Origin of the sequence: Bradyrhizobium sp. ORS 285 (assembly GCF_900176205.1) — a bacterium.
Lineage (GTDB): Bacteria > Pseudomonadota > Alphaproteobacteria > Rhizobiales > Xanthobacteraceae > Bradyrhizobium.
The window spans coordinates 4,946,961-4,967,036 of sequence record NZ_LT859959.1 but is presented as its reverse complement, the minus strand read 5'-3'; the positions used below and the strand labels follow the sequence as shown (position 1 = coordinate 4,967,036).

At 65.7% G+C, this 20,076-nt stretch carries 18 protein-coding genes; 14 read left to right on the top strand and 4 right to left on the bottom strand.

The features are described from left to right. Positions 1-5: 5 nt before the first annotated feature. Together BRAD285_RS22385 and BRAD285_RS22380 are read right to left on the bottom strand one after the other, a co-directional pair. On the bottom strand, positions 6-1,379 hold the full coding sequence (locus BRAD285_RS22385; RefSeq protein ID WP_006615368.1) for a VWA domain-containing protein: 1,374 nt from the start codon (positions 1,377-1,379) through the stop codon (positions 6-8). 4 nt (positions 1,380-1,383) lie between these two features. Next, the gene (locus BRAD285_RS22380; protein ID WP_006615367.1) at positions 1,384-2,343 is read right to left on the bottom strand and encodes a MoxR family ATPase; all 960 of its coding nucleotides are present in this window, start codon (positions 2,341-2,343) and stop codon (positions 1,384-1,386) included. Between the two features lie 265 nt (positions 2,344-2,608). On the opposite strand from BRAD285_RS22380, the gene BRAD285_RS22375 reads away from it, so the two are divergent. The 11 genes from BRAD285_RS22375 to BRAD285_RS22325 all read left to right on the top strand — a co-directional run bounded on the left by BRAD285_RS22375 (position 2,609) and on the right by BRAD285_RS22325 (position 13,560). Continuing rightward, positions 2,609-3,022: a TspO/MBR family protein gene (locus BRAD285_RS22375; RefSeq protein ID WP_006615366.1), complete on the top strand. Its 414-nt coding sequence runs from the start codon at positions 2,609-2,611 to the stop codon at positions 3,020-3,022. Between the two features lie 362 nt (positions 3,023-3,384). Next, entirely contained in the window at positions 3,385-4,284 is a 900-nt protein-coding gene (locus BRAD285_RS22370) for a LysR substrate-binding domain-containing protein (RefSeq protein ID WP_006615365.1), read from the top strand. Positions 4,285-4,720: 436 nt separating this feature from the next. After that, a complete protein-coding gene (locus BRAD285_RS22365; RefSeq protein WP_006609603.1) occupies positions 4,721-6,097 on the top strand; it encodes an MFS transporter in 1,377 nt (458 codons plus the stop codon). A gap of 40 nt (positions 6,098-6,137) precedes the next feature. Beyond that, entirely contained in the window at positions 6,138-7,163 is a 1,026-nt protein-coding gene (locus BRAD285_RS22360) for an amidohydrolase family protein (protein ID WP_006609602.1), read from the top strand. Between the two features lie 13 nt (positions 7,164-7,176). Then, positions 7,177-7,872, top strand: a complete 696-nt coding sequence (gene ligK, locus BRAD285_RS22355) for a 4-carboxy-4-hydroxy-2-oxoadipate aldolase/oxaloacetate decarboxylase (protein ID WP_006609601.1) — start codon at positions 7,177-7,179, stop codon at positions 7,870-7,872. Between the two features lie 3 nt (positions 7,873-7,875). Further along, positions 7,876-8,799, top strand: coding sequence for an NAD(P)-dependent oxidoreductase (locus BRAD285_RS22350; protein WP_006609600.1), 924 nt, complete (start codon positions 7,876-7,878; stop codon positions 8,797-8,799). A gap of 8 nt (positions 8,800-8,807) precedes the next feature. Next, the gene (locus BRAD285_RS22345) at positions 8,808-9,722 is read left to right on the top strand and encodes an amidohydrolase family protein (RefSeq protein ID WP_006609599.1); all 915 of its coding nucleotides are present in this window, start codon (positions 8,808-8,810) and stop codon (positions 9,720-9,722) included. 13 nt (positions 9,723-9,735) lie between these two features. Continuing rightward, positions 9,736-10,125: a protocatechuate 4,5-dioxygenase subunit alpha gene (gene ligA / locus BRAD285_RS22340; RefSeq protein WP_006609598.1), complete on the top strand. Its 390-nt coding sequence runs from the start codon at positions 9,736-9,738 to the stop codon at positions 10,123-10,125. Further along, positions 10,126-10,989, top strand: a complete 864-nt coding sequence (locus tag BRAD285_RS22335; protein WP_006609597.1) for a class III extradiol dioxygenase subunit beta — start codon at positions 10,126-10,128, stop codon at positions 10,987-10,989. Further along, positions 10,990-11,949 (top strand): Gfo/Idh/MocA family oxidoreductase, encoded by a 960-nt coding sequence (locus BRAD285_RS22330; RefSeq protein WP_006609596.1) that lies wholly within the window; start codon positions 10,990-10,992, stop codon positions 11,947-11,949. It abuts the gene before it with no gap. A gap of 126 nt (positions 11,950-12,075) precedes the next feature. Next, positions 12,076-13,560, top strand: a complete 1,485-nt coding sequence (locus tag BRAD285_RS22325; RefSeq protein WP_006609595.1) for an AMP nucleosidase — start codon at positions 12,076-12,078, stop codon at positions 13,558-13,560. A 254-nt stretch (positions 13,561-13,814) separates the two neighbouring features. Here the strand turns inward: BRAD285_RS22325 and BRAD285_RS22320 are convergent, their stop codons facing one another. Further along, positions 13,815-14,138 carry a helix-turn-helix domain-containing protein gene (locus tag BRAD285_RS22320; RefSeq protein ID WP_035645862.1) on the bottom strand — a complete coding sequence of 108 codons (324 nt, stop codon included), beginning with the start codon at positions 14,136-14,138 and terminating at the stop codon, positions 13,815-13,817. Between the two features lie 178 nt (positions 14,139-14,316). Here BRAD285_RS22320 and BRAD285_RS22315 point away from each other — a divergent pair, with 178 nt between their 5' ends. Beyond that, the gene (locus tag BRAD285_RS22315; protein ID WP_006611292.1) at positions 14,317-15,435 is read left to right on the top strand and encodes an NADH:flavin oxidoreductase; all 1,119 of its coding nucleotides are present in this window, start codon (positions 14,317-14,319) and stop codon (positions 15,433-15,435) included. A 372-nt stretch (positions 15,436-15,807) separates the two neighbouring features. Here BRAD285_RS22315 and BRAD285_RS22310 read toward each other — a convergent pair whose 3' ends face one another. Beyond that, positions 15,808-16,971: a cytochrome P450 gene (locus tag BRAD285_RS22310; protein WP_006612022.1), complete on the bottom strand. Its 1,164-nt coding sequence runs from the start codon at positions 16,969-16,971 to the stop codon at positions 15,808-15,810. 133 nt (positions 16,972-17,104) lie between these two features. Here BRAD285_RS22310 and BRAD285_RS22305 point away from each other — a divergent pair, with 133 nt between their 5' ends. Then, positions 17,105-18,016, top strand: coding sequence for a helix-turn-helix domain-containing protein (locus tag BRAD285_RS22305; protein WP_006612021.1), 912 nt, complete (start codon positions 17,105-17,107; stop codon positions 18,014-18,016). Positions 18,017-18,178: 162 nt separating this feature from the next. Further along, positions 18,179-19,351, top strand: coding sequence for a 4-hydroxybenzoate 3-monooxygenase (pobA, locus tag BRAD285_RS22300; RefSeq protein ID WP_035646392.1), 1,173 nt, complete (start codon positions 18,179-18,181; stop codon positions 19,349-19,351). Positions 19,352-20,076 lie beyond the last annotated feature (725 nt).

Below are 20,076 nucleotides of genomic sequence, written 5' to 3'. Positions count from 1 at the left end.
GTGGCCTACTGATACGCCGAGACGATATCGCTCACCGCGCGCTCCAGCTGCTGCGCCGTGGCACACGGGCGCACGACGTTGCAGAAGGTCTGGTAGCGCGGCATTTCGGAGTCGCCCCAGCCCCAGGTGACGCGGCCTTCCGGGTTGAGCCAGACGACGCGCTTGGCGCGCTCGGAGATGGCTTTCAAAATATCCGCGCGCGGGTCGAGCTTGTTGCTGCGGGCATCGCCGAGCACGATCACGGTGGTCTGAGGCGTCACCGAGGCCATGAACTGCTTCTCGAAATCGACCAGTGAGGAGCCGTAGTCGGACGAGCCGAAGCCGACCTTGTGCATGATCTCGGCCATGGCCTCCTCGGCGGACTTCTGCTCGAGGATTTCGCTGACCTCAATCAGATGGCCGGAGAAGGCGAAGGAGCGGACGTCGCTGACGACATCGTGCAGGCTGTGGATCAGGAGCAGGAAGAAGTCGGAGACGCGGGCGACCGAGCCGGAGACATCGCATAGCGCCACGATCTTCGGGCGGTCGCGGTGCTTCCGCTTCCAGGCGGTGAGGAAGGGCACGCTGCCCCAGGCGGCGTTGCGGCGGAGCGTGCGGCGGACGTCGAGATGGCCGCGGCGCTGGCGCTTGCGCGGTTTGCTGTAGCGCTCGCGCAGGCGGCGGGCGATCTGCCGGATCAGCGCGCGCATCGCCGCCACCTGGCGCGGCTCGATCCGCGACAGCTGCGCATTGCGCAGGATCTCGTGGCGCAGGTTCTCAGTCTCCTCGCGGCCGTACAGCGCGAGCGCTTGCGCAACCGCATCGCGCACGGTGTCACGCAGGCCGTCGAGGCCGGCCTGCAGCCGCTCGGCCAGTGCCGGGTTGGTCTCCGTCAGTGCGTCCAGATCATCGCGCAGCCGCTGGATGCCCATCGTTTCCAGCATGCGGCTGGAGAACAGGCCGCGCTGGGTGAAGTAGCGGATCTCGGACAGGCCGACGGCGCTCGAGGCATTGGCGATCGCAGCCGAGATGTCGGCGGTGTTCTGCGCCAGCAGCATCTGGGCGAGGGGGCCGAGTTCGGCGCTCGAATCCGCATCGCTCTGTTGTGCCGAGGACGGAGCAGCCTGCGCCTCGCCCGAGGCCCCGTCCTGCGACGCGTAGTCGTCGGCCTCGGGCTGCGCCGGATCGACATGGGCGAAGAACAGATCGAAGCAGGCGCCGAGCGCCTTCTTCTCATCCTCACTCTTGGCGAGCGTCAGCAGCATCGTGTCGCGCAGCACATTGCGATCGGCGACACCGACGCTCGCCACCGCGCGCATCGCGTCGATGCTTTCGGCCGGCGAGACATGCACGCCGGCGCCGCGCGCGGCCCGGAAGAACCGATGCAGGTTCTCCTGCATGCGCCTACCCGAAGATATTCTGGCGCTGTGCCTTGGCGACGAAGGTCGTCACCTGCGGCAGCGCCACCTCGATGTCCGACTCGTATTTCAGGAGCACGTTCAACGTGTCCTTCACCATCTCATGGCCGAGCTCCGCCGCCTGCAGCAGCACCAGCACACGCGCCCAGTCGATGGTCTCGCTGACCGACGGCTGCTTCTTGAGGTCGAGCGTGCGGATGTCGTGGATGAAGGCGACGAGCTGCCGCCGCAGGGTCTGCGAGATGCCGGGCACCCGGCTCTCGACGATGCGCTCCTCCAGCCTCTGCTCGGGGAAGCCGATATGCAGATGCAGGCAGCGCCGCTTCAAGGCGTCGCCGAGATTGCGCTCGGAGTTGGAGGTCAGGATCACGGTCGGCGGCTTCGCGGCCGCGATGCTGCCGAGCTCGGGGATCGTCACCTGGAAGTCGGAAAGGATTTCGAGCAGCAGCGATTCGAACTCGGCGTCGGACTTGTCGATCTCGTCGATCAGCAGCACGCAGCCCTCGGGCTCGAGCAGGGCCTGCAGCAGTGGCCGCGGCTCGACGAATTCCTTGGAGAAGAACACGTCGCCGAAATCATGCAGTTGGCCAAGCGCGGCATGCAGGGTCTGCGCCCCGCCCAGGACTTCGCCGAGCTTGTCCTTGAGGATCTGGGTGTAGAGCAGCTGCTTGGCGTATTTCCACTCGTACAGCGCCTTGGCCTCGTCGAGCCCTTCATAGCATTGCAGCCGGATCATCTTCAGGCCGCGCCAGGCGGCGATCGCTTTTGCAAGCTCGGTCTTGCCGACGCCGGCGGGCCCCTCGACCAGGATCGGCTTGTCGATCGCCTGCGAGAGGTAGACCGCGGTCGCGATCTGGCGGCTGGCAATATAGCCCTGCGCGGCGAGGCCGGCTTCGACGGCCTGGATCGAGGCGATGGCTGAAGAGGGGGCCGGGGAATCAGCCACTGAGCGTGCTCCGTTTCCTGGTATCAGGACCCCGGCGCTGACTTGATCGGCGTTCCCGGTCCCTGGACGTTGGCGCCAGGGGAAAACCCTGACTTTTCCTCGCATTGTGTTATGTCCTGGCTACGCGCAGAGGGCGGCCCTGTCCAGTGCGCGCGTGGGTGCTCCGGCCGCATGGCTGCCGGGCGCCGGCGGACAGCCCCCCGAAAATCACGCCGAGCGGAATATGAACCGATCCATCCTGCATCTTCTCGTCCTCCTGGTCCTCGTGGTCGGAGGCGGCTGGATCATCGGCGCCTCCAACATGCCCGGCGCCTGGTACGGCTCGCTGAACAAGCCCTGGTTCACCCCGCCCGGCTGGCTGTTTCCGATCGCCTGGACGGTGATCTACATCCTGGTCGCGGTGGCCGGCTGGCGCACCTATGAGCGGGTGGAAAGCGGCGCCGTGATGCAGGTGTGGTGGGGCCAGCTGGTGCTCAACTTCGCCTGGTCGCCGGTGTTCTTCACCGCGCATCTGATGTGGGTCGCGTTCGCGATCATCGTCAGCATGTTCGTGCTGATCGTGACCTTCATCGTGATGCAATGGCGCGAGGACCGGATCGCCGCGCTGCTGTTCGTGCCCTATGCCTGCTGGGTCGCGTTTGCGTCGGTGCTGAATTTCTCGGTGAATGTGTTGAATTGAGATGGGGGACCACCGGCAGCCGAGAATCGTAGGGTGGGCAAAGGCGCGACGCGCCGTGCCCACCGGCTTTCGGATTTGCGGATCGACGGTGGGCACGCTTCGCTTTGCCCACCCTACGCGGCTGAACCGGATGCGGCGCTGATGGGGCGTTTGGGCATGCTTCTGCCGCATCCTCCGTTGTCGTCCCTGCGAACGCAGGGACCCATAACCACCGGCCCCCGTTGTGAACAAAGAAAGATGACGCAGAGTCTTTTCCAACAATCAGCCTTCCGCGGTATGGGTCCCTGCGTTCGCAGGGACGACAGCGGTGGGCGGAGTAGGCGGCTCGGCCCACTCACGCTTGATGTCCGAGCCTCGCACTCATGAACCTCAAGCAGCTCGAATATTTCGTCCAGGTCGCCGAGCTCGGCTCGTTCAGCAAGGCTGCTTCCGTGCTCGACGTCGCGCAACCCGCGCTGTCGCGGCAGGTCCGCGCGCTGGAGTCCGAGCTGAAGCAGCAGCTGTTCGCGCGCAATGGCCGCGGCGTCGAGCTCACCGAGGCCGGCAAGCGGCTGCTCGATCACAGCGTCGGCGTGCTGCAACTGGTGGCGCATGCGCGCGAGGATCTCGGCGCCAGCCGTGACGCGCCGGTCGGCCGCGTCACCATCGGACTGCCGCCGAGCATCGCGCGGCAATTGACCCTGCCGCTGATCGACCGCTTCCGGAAGGAGTATCCGGCAGCGCGTCTCGCGGTGGTCGAGGGCCTCTCGACGCATGTCGTGGAGTGGATCACCTCGGGTCGCATCGACGTCGGCATGGTCTACAATCCGGACGCCCAGGCGGGCATCGAGATCACGCCGGTGCTGCAGGAGCCGCTCGCGCTGGTCAGCCACGCGCCGAAGGGCAAACGCCGCGTCACCGCGCCGCTGCCGATGGCCGAACTGTCGCGCTACAGCCTGATCATGCCGGAGCGCGTGCACGCGATGCGGCGGCTCCTGGAGACGCAGGCGGCGCTGGCCGGTATCAAGCTCGACATCGCCTGGGAGGTGTCGAGCGTGCCCTCGATCATCGATCTGGTGTGTGCGGGGTATGGGCATGCGGTGCTGACGCCGAGCGGCGTTGCAGCCTCGGGGCGGGCGGGGGAGCTTGCCATCCGGCCGCTGACCGAGCCGGCCCCGACCAGCGTGCTGTGCTTCGTCACCTCGGCGCACAAGCGCCCGACGCCGCTGGCGCAGCACACGATGAAGCTGGCGACAGCGCTGATCAAGAAGCTGCCGCGATGAATCGCGAATAACGTCAGCTCGGGCGGTGCCACCCTCCCCTTGAGGGGGAGGGTCGTCTCACATGGAGCGCAGCGCAATGTGAGACGGGGTGGGGTGAGCCACACGGGCAGTCCCGCCGTGGCTTCACCCCACCCCGCTCGCCCGCTTCGCGCGCGAGCGACCCTCCCCCTCCAGGGGAGGGTGGAGCCCGCGGCGTCTAACTGGCAAAAGCCAACGGCGGAGCTGTCCAGACCCATTCTAAAATCAGCATGGCTCCGTCATTATCATATTCCCTTTCGGAATAGCTGATAGATATCGTCGGGTTCTGGCGCGCGCTGTCCCGCTCGGTCACATACCCTGTCAAGCCGCCGAAGCTGCAGGACACGATCGCGCCAGGAATGTGCCCCTGTGGACCTCGGTCAACGCGCAAGAACAGCACCCCAAGGAAGCAGAAGCGATGCCTACGACCGCCCGTGTCGACGTCCAGGCCTTTCTCGACGACCACCCGTTCTCCGCCTTCCAGTGGCTGATCTTTGCGCTCGGCTTCATCATCGTGCTGCTCGACGGCTTCGACACCGCTGCGATCGGCTTCATCGCGCCGTCGCTGCTCAAGGAGTGGGGCATCGAGAAATCGGCGCTCGGGCCGGTGCTGAGCGCGGCGCTGTTTGGCCTTGCCGCTGGCGCGCTGCTCGCCGGTCCCGTGGCCGACCGTCTCGGCCGCAAGCTGGTGCTGGTCGGCTCGGTGCTGATCTTCGGCGTCGCCTGTCTCGCCTCGGCGTTCGCGAGCAACCTGACCGAGCTCACCGTGCTGCGCTTCGTCACCGGCCTCGGCCTCGGTGCCGCTATGCCGAATGCTGTGACATTGCTCAGCGAGTACTGCCCGGGCCGGCTGCGCGCCACCATGACCAACCTGATGTTCTGTGGCTTCCCGTTGGGCGCGGCCTGCGGCGGCTTTCTCGCGGCGTGGATGATCCCGCAATGGGGTTGGCGCAGCGTGCTGGTGCTCGGCGGCGCGACGCCGCTGGTGCTGACCGTGCTCTTGATCGCCATCCTGCCGGAGTCCGTTCACTATTTGCTGTCGCGCGGAGCCAGCGTCGAGCGCGTGCGCAAGGTGATGCGCAAGATCTCGGCGAGGGCTGCCGATGTCGGCCAGTTCGTGATGCTGGAGCCGGAGCACGCCGAGACCACCCGCCGCGTCAATGCGACCGGCATCGGCATGGTGCTGTCGCCGGTCTTGCGCATCGGCTCGCTGATGCTGTGGATCACCTATTTCATGGGGCTGGTGATCTTCTATTCGCTGATCAACTGGATGCCGATCCTGTTCAAGGATGTCGGGCTCAACCCGCAGACCGCGACCCTGATCTCGGCGCTGTTCCCGCTCGGCGGTGTCGGCGCGGTGTTCTTCGGCTTTCTGATGGACCGCTTCAACGCCAACCGCATTGTCGCGATCGGCTATGCGCTGACGGCGGTGACGATCTTCCTGATCGGGCAGGCGGTCGGCAACATGGGCTTCCTGGTGGTGATCGTGTTCGTGGCCGGCGTGGTCATGAACACGGCGCAGTCGTCGCTGCCGGCGCTGGCGGCGTCGTTCTATCCGACCCAGGGCCGCGCCACCGGCGTCGCCTGGATGATGGGCATCGGCCGCTTCGGCGGTATCGCCGGGTCGTTCCTGGTCGCAGAGCTGACCGCGCGCCACCTGACCTTCAGCGAGATTTTCACCGTGATCGCAGTTCCCGGCTTGATCGCGGCGCTCGCCCTTGTGGTAAAGCAGGCCGTGGGACCGGGCGGCCGCGCCAGCGGCAAGGATGTCGGCAGCCCCGTGGTCGCGCATTGAGCGGCGCCGGACGAACGAAAAGCTTGAGGGAGAGACTGACGTGATCATCGACGTGCACGGCCATTACACGACGGCTCCGAAGGCGCTGGAAGAGTGGCGCAACCGGCAGATCGCGGGCATCAAGGATCCGTCCGTGATGCCGAAGGTCTCCGAACTCAAGATCAGCGACGACGAGCTGCGCGAGAGCATCGAGAGCAACCAGCTCAAGAAGATGAAGGAGCGCGGCAGCGACCTCACCGTGTTCTCGCCGCGCGCGAGCTTCATGGCCCACCACATCGGCGACTTCCAGGTGTCCTCGACCTGGGCTGCGATCTGCAACGAGCTGTGCTACCGCGTCAGCCAGCTCTTCCCGGACAATTTCATCGGCGTTGCGATGCTGCCGCAGTCGCCGGGCGTCGATCCGAAAACGTGCATTCCCGAGCTCGAGAAGTGCATCAAGGAGTACGGTTTCGTCGGCATCAATCTGAACCCGGACCCGTCGGGCGGTCACTGGACCTCGCCGCCGCTGTCGGACCGGCACTGGTATCCGATCTACGAGAAGATGGTCGAACTCGACATCCCCGCGATGATCCACGTCTCGACCAGTTGCAACGCCTGCTTCCACACGACCGGCGCGCATTATCTCAATGCCGACACGACCGCGTTCATGCAGTGCCTGACCTCGGACCTGTTCAAGGACTTCCCGACCCTGAAGTTCCTGATCCCGCATGGCGGCGGCGCGGTGCCGTATCATTGGGGCCGGTTCCGCGGCCTCGCCCAGGAGCTGAAGAAGCCGCTGTTGAAGGATCATTTGCTCAACAACATCTTCTTCGACACCTGCGTGTATCACCAGCCGGGCATCGACCTTTTGACCGGCGTGATCCCGATCGACAACATTCTGTTCGCCTCCGAGATGATTGGCGCCGTTCGCGGCATCGATCCGGAGACCGGCTTCTACTACGACGACACCAAGCGCTATATCGAGGCCGCCAAGCTGACCCCCGAGCAGCGCCACCAGATCTACGAAGGCAACGCCCGGCGCGTGTTCCCGCGTCTCGACGCCGCGTTGAAGGCCAAGGGCAAGTAATCTAAAGCGAGCCATGAGCACCTCCATGAACAATCTCGGCATCGTCAAGAAAAACATCACCCGCGCCGACAAGGCGGCGGTGGAGAAGCTGTCCAAGTTCGGCGTCGCCACCATCCACGAGGCGATGGGCCGCGTCGGCCTGATGCAGTGCTATATCAGGCCGATCTATCCGACCGCGAAGATGTGCGGCACGGCGGTCACTGTGCTGCTGCAGCCAGGCGACAACTGGATGCTGCATGTCGCGGCCGAGCAGATCCAGCCCGGCGACGTCGTCGTCGCCGCCTGCACGGTCGAGAACACCGACGGTTTCTTCGGCGATCTCCTGGCGACCAGTTTTCGCGCCCGCGGGGCCCAGGGGCTCGTCATCGACGGTGGCGTGCGTGACGTTGCCGATCTCACCGAGATGCAGTTTCCGGTGTTCTCGCGCGCCATCAGCGCCCGAGGCACGGTGAAGGCGACATTGGGCTCGGTCAACATCCCGATCGTCTGCGCGGGTGCTGCCGTGAACCCCGGCGACGTGATCGTCGCTGATGTCGACGGCATTGTCGTCGTTCCGGCGGCTGTTGCACATCAGGCGGCTGATGCTGCCGCTGCGCGCGAGGCCAACGAGGCCGACAAGCGCGAGAAGCTGGCGTCGGGCGTGCTCGGCCTCGACATGTATAAGATGCGCGAGCCGCTGGCGAAGGCCGGGCTCAAGTATATCGACTGAGCGATGACGGCTGCGTCCAACCAGTGGCATGTCGGGCTGATCGGCTACGGCGAGGTCGGCAAGATCCTCGCCGAGGATCTGCGCAAGGACGGCGTGCGTGTCTCTGCCTATGATGTGAAGCTGTCGGATAACCGTGGTGACGCGATGCGCGCGCACGCCGACAGCATCGGCGTGACACTGACGGCCTCGCATGCCGAGCTGGCGGCGCAGGCCGACTTCATCGTCTCCGCCGTGACCGCCAGCCAGGACGTGGCGGTCGCGGAAGCCTGCGCGCCGACGATCAAGCCGGGCGCCTGGTTCCTCGACTTCAACTCGGCCTCTCCCGGCGCCAAGCAGCGCGCGGCCGCGCTGATCGATGGGGCCAGCGGGCGCTATGTCGAAGGCGCGGTCATGACCTCGGTCCCGCCCTATCGCATCAAGGTGCCGCTGCTGCTCGGCGGCGCGGGCGCGCGCGAGCTGGCGCCGCTGCTCAACGATCTCGGCTTTGCCGCCAAGCCCGCCAGCGACAAGCTCGGCGTGGCCTCGGCGACCAAGATGTGCCGCAGCATCATGATCAAGGGCCTCGAGGCGATGGTGATCGAGAGCTTCACCACCGCGCGCGCCTACGGTGTCGAGGATGCGGTTCTTGCATCGCTGAAGGAGACCTTTCCCGGCATCGACTGGGAGAAGCAGGGCGCCTATTTCTTTCAGCGCGTGATCGAGCATGGCCGCCGCCGCGCCGAGGAGGTGAGGGAGGTCGCCGAGACCGTGCGCGATATCGGGCTGACGCCGTGGTCGGCGGACGGCACCGCCGAGCGCCAGGCCTGGGTCGCCGATCTCGCCGATGACGGCCTGTTCGGCACCCGCGGTACGAAGGAATTCGCGCGCAGCCCGGACTGGCGCACCGAGGCCGATCGCATTCTCAACAAGATCAAGTCCAAGGAGTAGGGAACCTCATGGAGTTCCAGAAGACCCCGGGATGGCTCGACTGGTACGACGGCCCGTCGAAGCCGCGTTTCAAGGTGCCGGCCGGCGGCGTCGACGCGCATTGCCACGTGTTCGGCCCCGGCGCCGAATTTCCTTTCGCGCCCGAGCGGAAGTACACGCCCTGCGACGCCTCGAAGCATCAGCTCTACGCGCTGCGCGACCATCTCGGATTCGCCCGTAACGTCGTGGTGCAGGCGACCTGCCACGGCGCCGACAACCGCGCGATGGTCGATGCGCTCGTGCATTCCAACGGCAAGGCCCGCGGCGTCGCGACCGTCAAGCGCAGCGTCACGGATGAGGAGCTGAAGGCGATGCACGACGCCGGCGTGCGCGGCGTCCGCTTCAACTTCGTCAAGCGCCTGGTCGACTTCACGCCGAAGGACGAGCTCGTCGAGATCGCCAACCGCATCAACAAGCTCGGCTGGCATGTCGTGATCTACTTCGAGGCCGTCGACCTGCCGGAGCTGTGGGACTTCTTCACCTCGCTGCCGACCACCGTCGTTGTCGACCATATGGGCCGTCCCGATGTGACCAAGCCGGTCGATGGTCCGGAGTTCGAGCTGTTCGTGAAGTTCATGCGCGAGCACCAGAACGTCTGGTCCAAGGTGAGCTGCCCCGAGCGTCTCTCGGTCAAGGGCCCGCCGGCGCTGAACGGCGAGCAGAATGCCTATCGCGACGTGGTGCCGTTCGCCAAGCGCATCGTCGAGACCTTCCCGGATCGCGTGCTGTGGGGCACCGACTGGCCCCATCCGAACCTGAAGGACCACATGCCGGACGACGGCCTGCTGGTCGATTTCATTCCCCATATCGCCGTCACCGAGGAACTGCAGAAGAAGCTCCTGGTCGACAATCCGATGCGGCTGTACTGGCCCGAAGAATCCTAAGAGGAGGGAAGCGATGTCGCTCGACAAACCCTATACCGACGTTCCCGGTACGACCATCTTCGACGCCGACATGTCGCGGATGGGCTATCACCTCAACCAGTTCTGCATGTCCTTGATGAAGGCGGAGAACCGCGCCCGCTTCAAGGCCAATGAGCGCGCCTATCTCGACGAATGGCCGATGAGCGAGGAGCAGAAGCAGGCCGTGCTCGACCGCGACCTCAACCGCTGCATCGCGCTCGGCGGCAACATCTACTTCCTTGCCAAGATCGGCGCGACCGACGGCAAGAGCTTTCAGCAGATGGCCGGCAGCATGACCGGCATGACCGAAGAGCAGTACCGCGAGATGATGATCAAGGGCGGCCGCTCGGTCGAGGGCAACCGCTACACCGGGGAGAAGAAGTAAATGGCAAAGATCTCCGCAAGCGTTTTTACCTCGCACGTTCCCGCGATCGGCGCAGCTCTCGACCTCGGCAAGACCGGCGAGGACTATTGGAAGCCGGTGTTCGCCGGCTACGACTTCGCCAAGCAGTGGGAGAAGGAGCAGAAGCCCGACGTCGTGTTCCTGGTCTTCAATGACCACGCGACCGCCTTCAGCCTGGACATGATTCCGACGTTCGCGATCGGCACCGCGGCCGAGTATCAGCCGGCCGACGAGGGCTGGGGCCCGCGGCCCGTGCCGAAGGTAATCGGGCATCCGAAGCTCGCCGCGCATATCGCGCAGTCGGTGATCCAGGACGATTTCGATCTCACCATCGTCAACAAGATGGACGTCGACCACGGCCTCACCGTGCCGCTCAGCCTGATCTTCGGCCAGGTCGATGCCTGGCCGTGTCCGGTGATCCCGTTCGCCGTCAACGTCGTGCAGTACCCGGTGCCGTCGGGCCGCCGCTGCTTCATGCTGGGCAAGGCGATCCGCAAGGCGATCGAGAGCTATGACGAGCCGCTCAACGTGCAGATCTGGGGCACCGGCGGCATGAGCCATCAGCTGCAAGGCCCGCGCGCCGGCCTGATCAATCGCGAATGGGACAACGCCTTTCTCGACAAGCTGATCAACGATCCGGAAGGGCTGTCCAAGGTGCCGCATATCGACTACGTGCGTGAGGCCGGCAGCGAGGGCATCGAGCTCGTGATGTGGCTGATCGCGCGCGGCGCCATGAGCGACGTCAACGAGACCAAGAAGGGCAACGCGCCGACCGTGCGTCACCGCTTCTACCATGTGCCGGCCAGCAACACTGCTGTCGGCCATGTCATTCTGGAGAACAACTAAATGGCCAACACGATCAAGGTCGCGCTCGCCGGCGCCGGCGCCTTCGGCATCAAGCATCTCGATGGCATCAAGAACATCGACGGTGTCGAGGTGGTGTCGCTGGTCGGCCGCCGCTTCGACCAGACCAAGGAAGTCGCCGACAAATACGGCATCAAGCACGTCTCGACCGAGCTTTCCGACAGCCTCAAGCTGCCGGAGGTCGACGCGGTCATTCTCTGTACGCCGACGCAGATGCATGCGGCGCAGGCAATCGATTGCCTCAAGGCGGGCAAGCACGTGCAGGTCGAGATTCCGCTCGCCGACTCCTTGAAGGACGCGCAGCAGGTGGTCGAGTTGCAGAAGGAGACCAAGCTGGTCGCGATGTGCGGCCACACGCGGCGCTTCAATCCCAGCCACCAGTTCGTGCACAAGAAGATCAAGGCCGGCGAGTTCCACATCCAGCAGATGGATGTGCAGACCTACTTCTTCCGCCGCACCAACATGAACGCGCTGGGACAGCCGCGCAGCTGGACTGACCACCTGCTGTGGCACCACGCCGCGCATACGGTTGACCTGTTCGCGTATCAAGCCGGCTCGCCGATCGTGAGGGCCAACGCGATCCAGGGGCCGATCCATCCGACCCTCGGCATCGCGATGGACATGTCGATCCAGCTCAAGGCCGCCAATGGCGCGATCTGCACCTTGTCGCTGTCGTTCAACAATGACGGCCCGCTCGGCACCTTCTTCCGCTACATCGGCGACACCGGCACCTACATCGCCCGTTACGACGATCTGGTTGATGGCAAGGAACAGAAGATCGACGTCTCCAAGGTCGACGTTTCCATGAACGGCATCGAGCTGCAGGACCGCGAGTTCTTCGCCGCGATCCGCGAGGGCCGCGAGCCTAACGCCAGCGTTGCCCAGGTGCTGCCCTGCTACCAGGTGCTGCACGACCTCGACGAGCAGCTGGCCAAGGGCTGAAGTTTTTCCCTCCTCGCGCTGTTGTGTGCGGGGAGGGAACCTCCGGCGCTTGGACAAGGCGCCGGCAAGCGTTGCGCGGGAACGGCCGCTTCGCTTAACCTTCGGCTTCAGCAAGATGAGGCCGCCTTGACCGTCCAATCCCCGCAAGCGTTCCCGACCGAAAGCTTCACCGACGCCGCGGCCGCGGTGGCCCGGCTCGAGGAAATCTACGAGCGCAACACCGCGTTCCTGCGCGGACATTTCGAGGCCTATGCCAACGGCGTCGTTCCGGCGACGCGGATCCGCGCAACTTATCCCTTCGTGCGCCTGACGACGGCTAGCCATGCGCGTCTCGACTCGCGATTGGCCTATGGCTTTGTCGCGGGGCCGGGCGTGCACGAGACCAGCATCACGCGGCCGGATCTGTTCCGCTCCTATCTCTCCGAGCAGATCCGCTTGCTGATCGAGAACCACGGCGTGCCCGTCGAGATCGGCGAATCCGCCGAGCCGATCCCGGTGCATTTCGCCTATCGCCGCGACATCAACATCGAGACGGCGCTGCCGCATCACGAGAGCCCGCTGGTGACGCGCTCGCTGCGCGACGTGTTCGATGCGCCTGACCTCGCGACCATGGACGATGCCATCGCCGACGGCACGCTGGAGCTGAAGCCGGGCATGCCCGAGCCGCTGTCGCTGTTTCGCGCGGCGCGCGTCGACTATTCGCTGCGCCGGCTCTATCACTACACCGGGACCGATCCCGACCATTTCCAGAATTTCGTGATCTTCACGAACTATCAGTTCTATGTCGACGCCTTCGCCGACTGGGGCCGGCAGCAGCTCGCGGCCGGGCAGGGCGCGGCGGAAGCCTTCGTCGAACCGGGCAACGTGATCACGCGCAATGCGCGCCTCGGCGGCGGCACCACGGGCTCCGCGCCGGCGCGCACGCCGCAGATGCCGGCGCTGCATCTGGTCGAACCCGGGCACCAGGGCATCACTCTGATCAACATCGGCACTGGCCCGTCGAACGCGCGCAACGTCACCGACCACATCGCGGTGCTGAGGCCGCATGCCTGGCTGATGGTCGGCCATTGCGCCGGTCTGCGCAACACGCAGCGGCTCGGCGACTACGTGCTGGCGCATGGCTATGTCCGCGAGGACCATGTGCTCGACCAGGAGCTGCCGCCGTGGGTGCCGATCCCCGCGCTGGCCGAGGTGCAGGTCGCGCTTGAGGAGGCTGTCGAAGCCGTCACCGGCTATTCCGGCTTCGAGCTGAAGCGGGTGATGCGCACCGGCACGGTCGCGAGCGTCGACAACCGCAATTGGGAAATCTCCGGCCCGGCGGTGATCCGCCGGCTGTCGCAGTCGCGCGCGGTTGCGCTCGACATGGAGTCGGCCGCCATCGCCGCCAACGGCTATCGCTTCCGGGTGCCCTACGGCACCTTGCTGTGCGTGTCCGACAAGCCGCTGCATGGCGAGATCAAGCTCGCCGGCATGGCCAGCGACTTCTACCGGCAGCGCGTCGGCCAGCATCTCCAGATCGGGCTGAAGGCGCTGGAGCTGCTGAAGCAGCAGGAGTCCGAGCGGCTGCATTCGCGCAAGCTGCGCAGCTTCGCCGAGGTCGCGTTTCAGTAGCCGCCCATCACGCACGTGTTGTCGTTGTTTCCCGAGCGCGCGCGGTGATCTCAGTCCACCTCTCCCCACCGGGGAGAGGTCGGCGCGTAGCGCCGGGTGAGGGGGCTTCGTGCTTATCGATGGACCGGCATCCCTCACCCGGATTGCATCTGGCGATGCAATCCGACCTCTCCCGAACGGGAGAGGTGGACCTCGGTTGCGGCCAAGGATGGGAGCTATCAGGCGCAGGCGAGATCGGCTCTTGCTCGCTCGGGTCAGCGCGTCCTGCGTTGGTCGAACGCCTGACGCGCCTGCTCGACCTCGGGCATCTTGGCGATCGTCCAGGCGTAGAGCGCGCGGAATGGCGGCTGCAGGGTGCGGCCGAGCGGTGTGATCTCGTACTGGACCGCCACCGGCGAGTCCGCGATCACCTCGCGCGCGACCAGGCCGTTGCGCTCGAGACGGCGCAGGCACTGCGTCAGTGCCTTCTGCGTGACGCCCTCGAGCTGCTTCTTGATCGCGTTGAAGCGCAGCGGGCCGCCGTCGAGCACCGCGAGCACCATCATCGACCATTTGTCGGCGATCTGGTCGATCAGCACCCGGCTCGGGCATTCCGACGAGAAGTGCTGCGGTTTGCAGCGGAGCGGGGCGGTCTCGGACGTCGACGTATCGGTCACGGTGGTTTCCTCCGGGATACCTGAGCGACTTCGGGTGCCCCATTGACTTCAGGTTTCCGAAGTATACTGGAGCGGTTCCGAACGCAATGGAGCCTTCTGAATGTCCGATCTCGATACCGGCGTGCTGTTTCGTCCGTTTCGCCTGAAGTCGCTGGAGCTGAAGAACCGCATCGTCATGGCGCCGATGACGCGCAACGCCGCGCCGAACGGCATCCCCGGCGAAGCCAACGCCGCCTATTACCGCCGCCGCGCCGAAGGCGGTGTGGGGCTGATCCTCACCGAGGGCACGGTGATCAACCGTCCGGCCTCGCGCAACGAGCCCAACATTCCGTTCTTCCACGGCGAGGCCGCGCTGGCCGGCTGGCAGAAGGTGGCAAGCGCCGTGCACGCCGCCGGCGGCCGCATCGCGCCGCAGATCTGGCACACCGGTTCGACCAAGGGCATGAGCCGCTGGGAGCCGGACGCGCCGGTCGAGAGCCCCTCGGGCCTGGTGGCGCCGGACAAGCCGCGCGGCAACACGATGACCGAGAACGACATCGCCGACACCGTCGCCGCGTTCGCGCAGGCTGCCGCCGATGCCAAGCGCACGGGCTTCGATACCGTCGAGGTCCACGGCGCGCATGGCTATCTCGTCGATGAATTCTTCTGGTCCGGGACCAACAAGCGTGAGGATCGCTATGGCGGCCCGACCATCAAGGAGCGCTCGCGCTTCGCCGGCGAGATCGTCGCCGCCATTCGCAAGGCGGTCGGTCCGGATTTCCCGATCATCCTGCGCGTCAGCCAGTGGAAGCAGCAGGACTACGCGACGCGCCTCGCCGAGACGCCCGCGCTGATGGGCGACTGGCTGCAGCCGCTGGTGGATGCCGGCGTCGACATCCTGCACTGCTCGCAGCGCCGCTTCTGGGAGCCGGAATTCCCGGAGATCGACGGCGAGAAGGGGCTCAACTTCGCCGGCTGGGCGAAGAAGATCACGGGCGCGGCGACCATCAGCGTCGGCTCGGTCGGCCTGTCCGACGAGTTCTTCTCGGCCTTCGCGGGCAAGCCGTCGAGCTCGGCCGATCTCGATGCGCTGCTCGAGCGCATGGCAAAGGACGAGTTCGACCTCATCGCCGTCGGCCGCGCGCTGATCAGCGATGCGGATTGGGTCGCGAAGATCAAGGCCGGCGACAAGGCCGGGCTGAAGGGCTTCAACGCCGCGGATCTCGGCGCTTTGGTTTGAGCTGCATAACGGCTTGCTCATATCGCTCGTTTGCGTTCTCCCTTTCGTCGCGTTGGACCAATGCGTCCTTCGTGAAACGTGGGTAGTGGCCACGGAGTCGGTGCACCCTCTCCCCTTGTGGGAGAGGGTGCCGGAGATGCGAAGCATCGGAGGCGGGTGAGGGGTCTCTTTCGGCACGGGAGCTCGCGGAGAGAGACCCCTCACCCGGCTCGCATTCGCTGCGCTCATGCGATCCACCCTCTCCCACAAGGGGAGAGGGTGCACTGCCTTTGCCGCGCGATATTTGTCCCACACTGAAAACGGCTTTTTGCGCCTGGGCGTAACTTACCTTCCCAAATAGTCGTTAGTTCGAGGATGACCCGTCCTTTCCGATCAATGCACCGTCAGCTCCAGATACAGCGGGCTGCGGAAGGTCGAGGAGGGCATCCAGGGCAGTTGCTCCTGGGTGCGGCGATACTCGGGCACGACCTTGTGGAATTCGTCGAATGCGATCTTGATCGCCATCCTTGCGATCGCTGAGCCTAAACAGGCATGGACCCCGCCGCCGAAGCCGAGATGGCCGCGCGGCTTGCGGGTGATGTCGTAGACATCGGGATTGGGAAACTGCCGCTCGTCGCGGTTGGCGGAGCCGTAGGCGAGGCAGACGAAGTCGCCTTCGCGCATGGTCTGGCCGTGAAGCGTCAGATCCTTTTGCAGGCAGCGGCGGAAGCGCTGGGCCGAGGTGTTGAAGCGCAGGGACTCTTCCACAGCGTCAGCCAGCAGATCGGGATTGGCGACCACGGCGCGCCGGGCGTCGGGGTGGTCGGCGAGATTGTAGGCCAGCATGCTCATGAAGCCGCCGAGCGACTCGATGCCGGCCATGATGAGGGTCGTCGTCGTCAGCAGCACCTCGCGCTCGTCGAGCTTGTCACCGTCGATCTCGGCCATGCTGAAATGCGAGATCAAGTCGTTCTGCGGCCGGGCGCGACGCTCGGCGATCACGGATGCCGCATAGTCCTGCATCCAATTGTAGGCGGCGATGTGCTGCGGGCCCTTGGCGCGGCTGACCGGATCGCTCTGCACCATCAGCACAGCCTTGTCGCGCACCGTCTGCTCGTCGCCGAGCGGCAGGCCCAGCGCGGCGAACAGCACGCGCACGGTGAACTTGGACGAGAACGCCTCGATGAAGTCGAAGCGCTCCTGGCCGCGCAGCGCCTCGGCGCTGTCCCGCGCGATGTCGCGGATCGGGCCGGACAGGCTCTCCAGGTTGCGCTTCATGAAGGCGTGCTGCACGAGGCCGCGCAGCCGGTCGTGGCGCGGCGGATCGGTGGTGCCGAGCGTGGCGCCGGCGCGGTTCGGCAGCTCGGTCATCAGATTGCCCTTGGCCGAGGAATAGGTCTGCCAGTTGGTGCCGGCCGCCGCGACGTCGGCGTAGCGCGAGAGTATCCAGACCTGGGCCTGCGGGCTCCAGAAGCAGGGGTGCTCGTCGCGCAAGGTCTTGTAGAACGGGAACGGGTCGGCATCGACCGCCGGCGAATACGGGTCGAACGTGAACATCATGGGCCTCCTCTCCATTGAGTGTGGTCGTTGTTGTTCTTTTCACGATCCTAACTGCGCCGCTGCTGCGGCGTGAGGCACGAACGCCCGTCAAGACTTGTACTTTTCCGACATTCCGGCTTAGCTGCCCCGCATGCCACGCTTTCGCACCAAGCCGTCGATTCCTGCCTTCGCACTGTATGGCGAGGCCTCCGCGGCGCAGCCGGACATGCTGCATGTCGAGCCGATCCAGGTGCGCAGCAAGCTGTATCGCTGGGAGATCGAGGCGCACACGCACCTGGGCCTGCACCAGATTCTCTGGGTCGCGTCGGGCCCCGCTGACATCGCCTTGGACGAACGCCGCGAGCGCTGCACCGGCCCGGTGGCGGTGATCATTCCGCCGGGGGTCGTGCATGCCTTCCGCTTCTCGCGCGACACCGACGGCTTCGTGCTCACCTTCAATCCCCGTGCCGTGGTCGAGGGCGACGTGCCGGCGACCGGCGAGGCGCTGCGCGACCTGTTCGCAACCGCGCAGATCCTGCAGCTCGATCCGCAGGCGGTCGCGACGGGCCGCATCGCCGCGCTGTTCGTTGACCTCGCCGATGAGTTCGCCGCCGCCGACTCGGCCGCTTCGCCGGTGCCGCATTGGCTGGGACGCTCGATCGTGTGGCGGCTGGCGCAGCAGAGCGCGCGGCTGTCGGAGGGCGCGCGGCGCGGCAGCGGACACGCCGCGCTGTTCACGCGCTTCATCGTGCTGGTCGAGACGCATCACCGCGATCACTGGTCGGTCGCGCGCTATGCCGACGAGCTCGGCATGACGCCGGAGCGACTGAACCGGCTGACGCGGGCGGAGACCGGGCAGTCTGCGCTCGACATCGTGCATGCGCGGCTCGCCCGCGAAGCCTGCCGGCGGCTGACCTATATTGCAGCGCCGGTGTCGAAGCTGGCCTTCGAGCTCGGCTTCAAGGACCCGGCCTATTTTTGCCGCTTCTTCAAGCGCCACACGGGCGCCAGCCCGCGCGACTATCGTCGCGCCATGGGCGTGGCCGACGACGCCCGGGGTTGATCCGGCGGGAGCAGGATACCGTCGCCTTCTCCTGCCGTGATGTCGGAAAAGTGCAAGAGAATGCTGCGTCCATCCAAGTGCATCCGAGCGTTCCTTGGTAAAATCCGCGACTGACAAGCAAAGCCAACAAACCTGTTGTCGCGAATCCGGGAGAAGAGGCCCATGAAAGTCCAAGTCTGCATTATCGGCGGCGGCCCCTCGGGCCTGATGCTGTCGCAGCTTCTGCACCTGCAGGGTATCGATACGATCATCCTGGAAAAGTCCAGCCGCGACTATGTGCTGTCGCGCATCCGCGCCGGCGTGCTCGAGCACGGCTTTGCCAAGCTGATGCGCGAGGCGCAGTGCGGCGAGCGCATGGACCGCGAGGGCGAGATCCATCATGGCTTCTACATCGCCCATGACGGCAAGCTCGACCGCGTCGATCTGCACAAATATTCCGGCGGCAATTCGGTGATGGTCTATGGCCAGACCGAACTGACCCGTGACCTCTACGAGGCCCGCGACAAGCTCGGCGGCAAGGTCGTGCACAACGCGCTCGACGTGACCCCGCACGACATCGATTCCGACGCGCCCTACGTCACCTACCGCACCGGCGACGAGGTCATCCGCGTCGACTGCGACTACATCGTCGGCGCCGACGGCTTCCATGGCGTGAGCCGCAAGTCGATCCCGCACGACAAGATCAAGGAGTTCGAGCGAGTCTACCCGTTCGGCTGGCTCGGCGTGCTCTCGCGCACCAAGCCGGTGTCGCCGGAACTGATCTATGCCAAGCATGAGCGCGGCTTCGCGCTGTGCTCGCTGCGTTCGCAGGTGCTGAGCCGCTATTACATCCAGGTGCCGCTGACCGACACCGTCGAGGGCTGGAGCGACGACGCGTTCTGGGAGGAGCTGAAGCGCCGCCTGCCGGAGGAGGTCGCCGCCAAGCTGATCACCGGCCCGTCGATCGAGAAGAGCATCGCGCCGCTGCGCAGCTTCGTCGCCGAGCCGATGCGCTACGGCCGGATGTTCCTGGCCGGCGACGCTGCTCACATCGTGCCGCCGACCGGCGCGCGCGGGCTGAACTCGGCCGCGTCCGACATCTACTATCTCTATCACGGCCTGCTCGATCACTACAAAAAGGGCGACAACCGCGGCATCGACGGCTACTCGCAGCGCGCGCTGGCGCGGATCTGGAAGGCGCAGCGCTTCTCCTGGTGGATGACGACGCTGCTGCATCGCTTCCCCGATCGCCTGCCGTATGAGGACAAGCTGCAGGATACCGAATTCGCCTATCTGTTCTCGTCGGAGGCCGCGCAGCGGTCGCTGGCGGAGAACTATGTCGGGCTGCCGTTCTAGGGCTTGCGCAGTCCGTAGGGTGGGCAAAGGCGCGCCAGAGCCGTGAGTTGTTTGCTCCGCTCGATCGCGCGCCGTGCCCACCATTCTCTCCGCGCGTGCCGATGCACGGTGGGCACGCGACCGCCCTGCGGGCGTCCGCTTTGCCCACCCTACGAGATCGCGCATCAACAAACACCACGGTCGTCCCGGCCTTGAGCCGGGATCCATACCCCAGGGATCGGTTTGAGGCACGCTGGAGATTGGCATTTGTGCTGATCACGACCGCTGCGGCGTGTGGGTCCCGGATCGGCGTCGGGCCTTGTCCGGGACGACGGCGGTGGGTTTGGCGGATTCACGGCTCAAACAGCGGGTGGCACAGCGTGGCGTTCTCGCGGCGTCTGACGCCCGAGGCCTGCCATCAGTTCGTCCCTCGCAGATGAGAGGGCGCAGGGAATGCCGGGTGAAGGCCTCACCCATGGCCCGCCTGCGAGAAAAAGTGCAGGCGGCAGGTACCACAGGTGCAGCCGAGCATCCGGCATTCCCTGCGCGGTGTCTTCACGCTTATACGCAGTCGCCCTGGTGCGCCGGCGTGTTGGCCACCTCCGCGCGAGGCGAAGCCTCGTCGCGCTCGCGACAATGCGCTGACGCGCATTGCGCGGATGACACCAGCTTCGGGGTGTCGGGCCGCTGCGACTTCACGTCCGCAGGCGATCGTTCGTCTGCACGCTCGTTGCCGAGCATGCTGC

Coding starts and splice junctions, on each gene's coding strand:
- BRAD285_RS22385 (WP_006615368.1), bottom strand. CDS start 1,379: ATGCAGGAGAACCTGCATCGGTTCTTCCGGGCCGCGCGCGGCGCCGGC.
- BRAD285_RS22370 (WP_006615365.1), top strand. CDS start 3,385: ATGAACCTCAAGCAGCTCGAATATTTCGTCCAGGTCGCCGAGCTCGGC.
- BRAD285_RS22365 (WP_006609603.1), top strand. CDS start 4,721: ATGCCTACGACCGCCCGTGTCGACGTCCAGGCCTTTCTCGACGACCAC.
- ligK (WP_006609601.1), top strand. CDS start 7,177: ATGAGCACCTCCATGAACAATCTCGGCATCGTCAAGAAAAACATCACC.
- BRAD285_RS22350 (WP_006609600.1), top strand. CDS start 7,876: ATGACGGCTGCGTCCAACCAGTGGCATGTCGGGCTGATCGGCTACGGC.
- BRAD285_RS22345 (WP_006609599.1), top strand. CDS start 8,808: ATGGAGTTCCAGAAGACCCCGGGATGGCTCGACTGGTACGACGGCCCG.
- ligA (WP_006609598.1), top strand. CDS start 9,736: ATGTCGCTCGACAAACCCTATACCGACGTTCCCGGTACGACCATCTTC.
- BRAD285_RS22335 (WP_006609597.1), top strand. CDS start 10,126: ATGGCAAAGATCTCCGCAAGCGTTTTTACCTCGCACGTTCCCGCGATC.
- BRAD285_RS22330 (WP_006609596.1), top strand. CDS start 10,990: ATGGCCAACACGATCAAGGTCGCGCTCGCCGGCGCCGGCGCCTTCGGC.
- BRAD285_RS22315 (WP_006611292.1), top strand. CDS start 14,317: ATGTCCGATCTCGATACCGGCGTGCTGTTTCGTCCGTTTCGCCTGAAG.
- BRAD285_RS22310 (WP_006612022.1), bottom strand. CDS start 16,971: ATGTTCACGTTCGACCCGTATTCGCCGGCGGTCGATGCCGACCCGTTC.
- BRAD285_RS22305 (WP_006612021.1), top strand. CDS start 17,105: ATGCCACGCTTTCGCACCAAGCCGTCGATTCCTGCCTTCGCACTGTAT.
- pobA (WP_035646392.1), top strand. CDS start 18,179: ATGAAAGTCCAAGTCTGCATTATCGGCGGCGGCCCCTCGGGCCTGATG.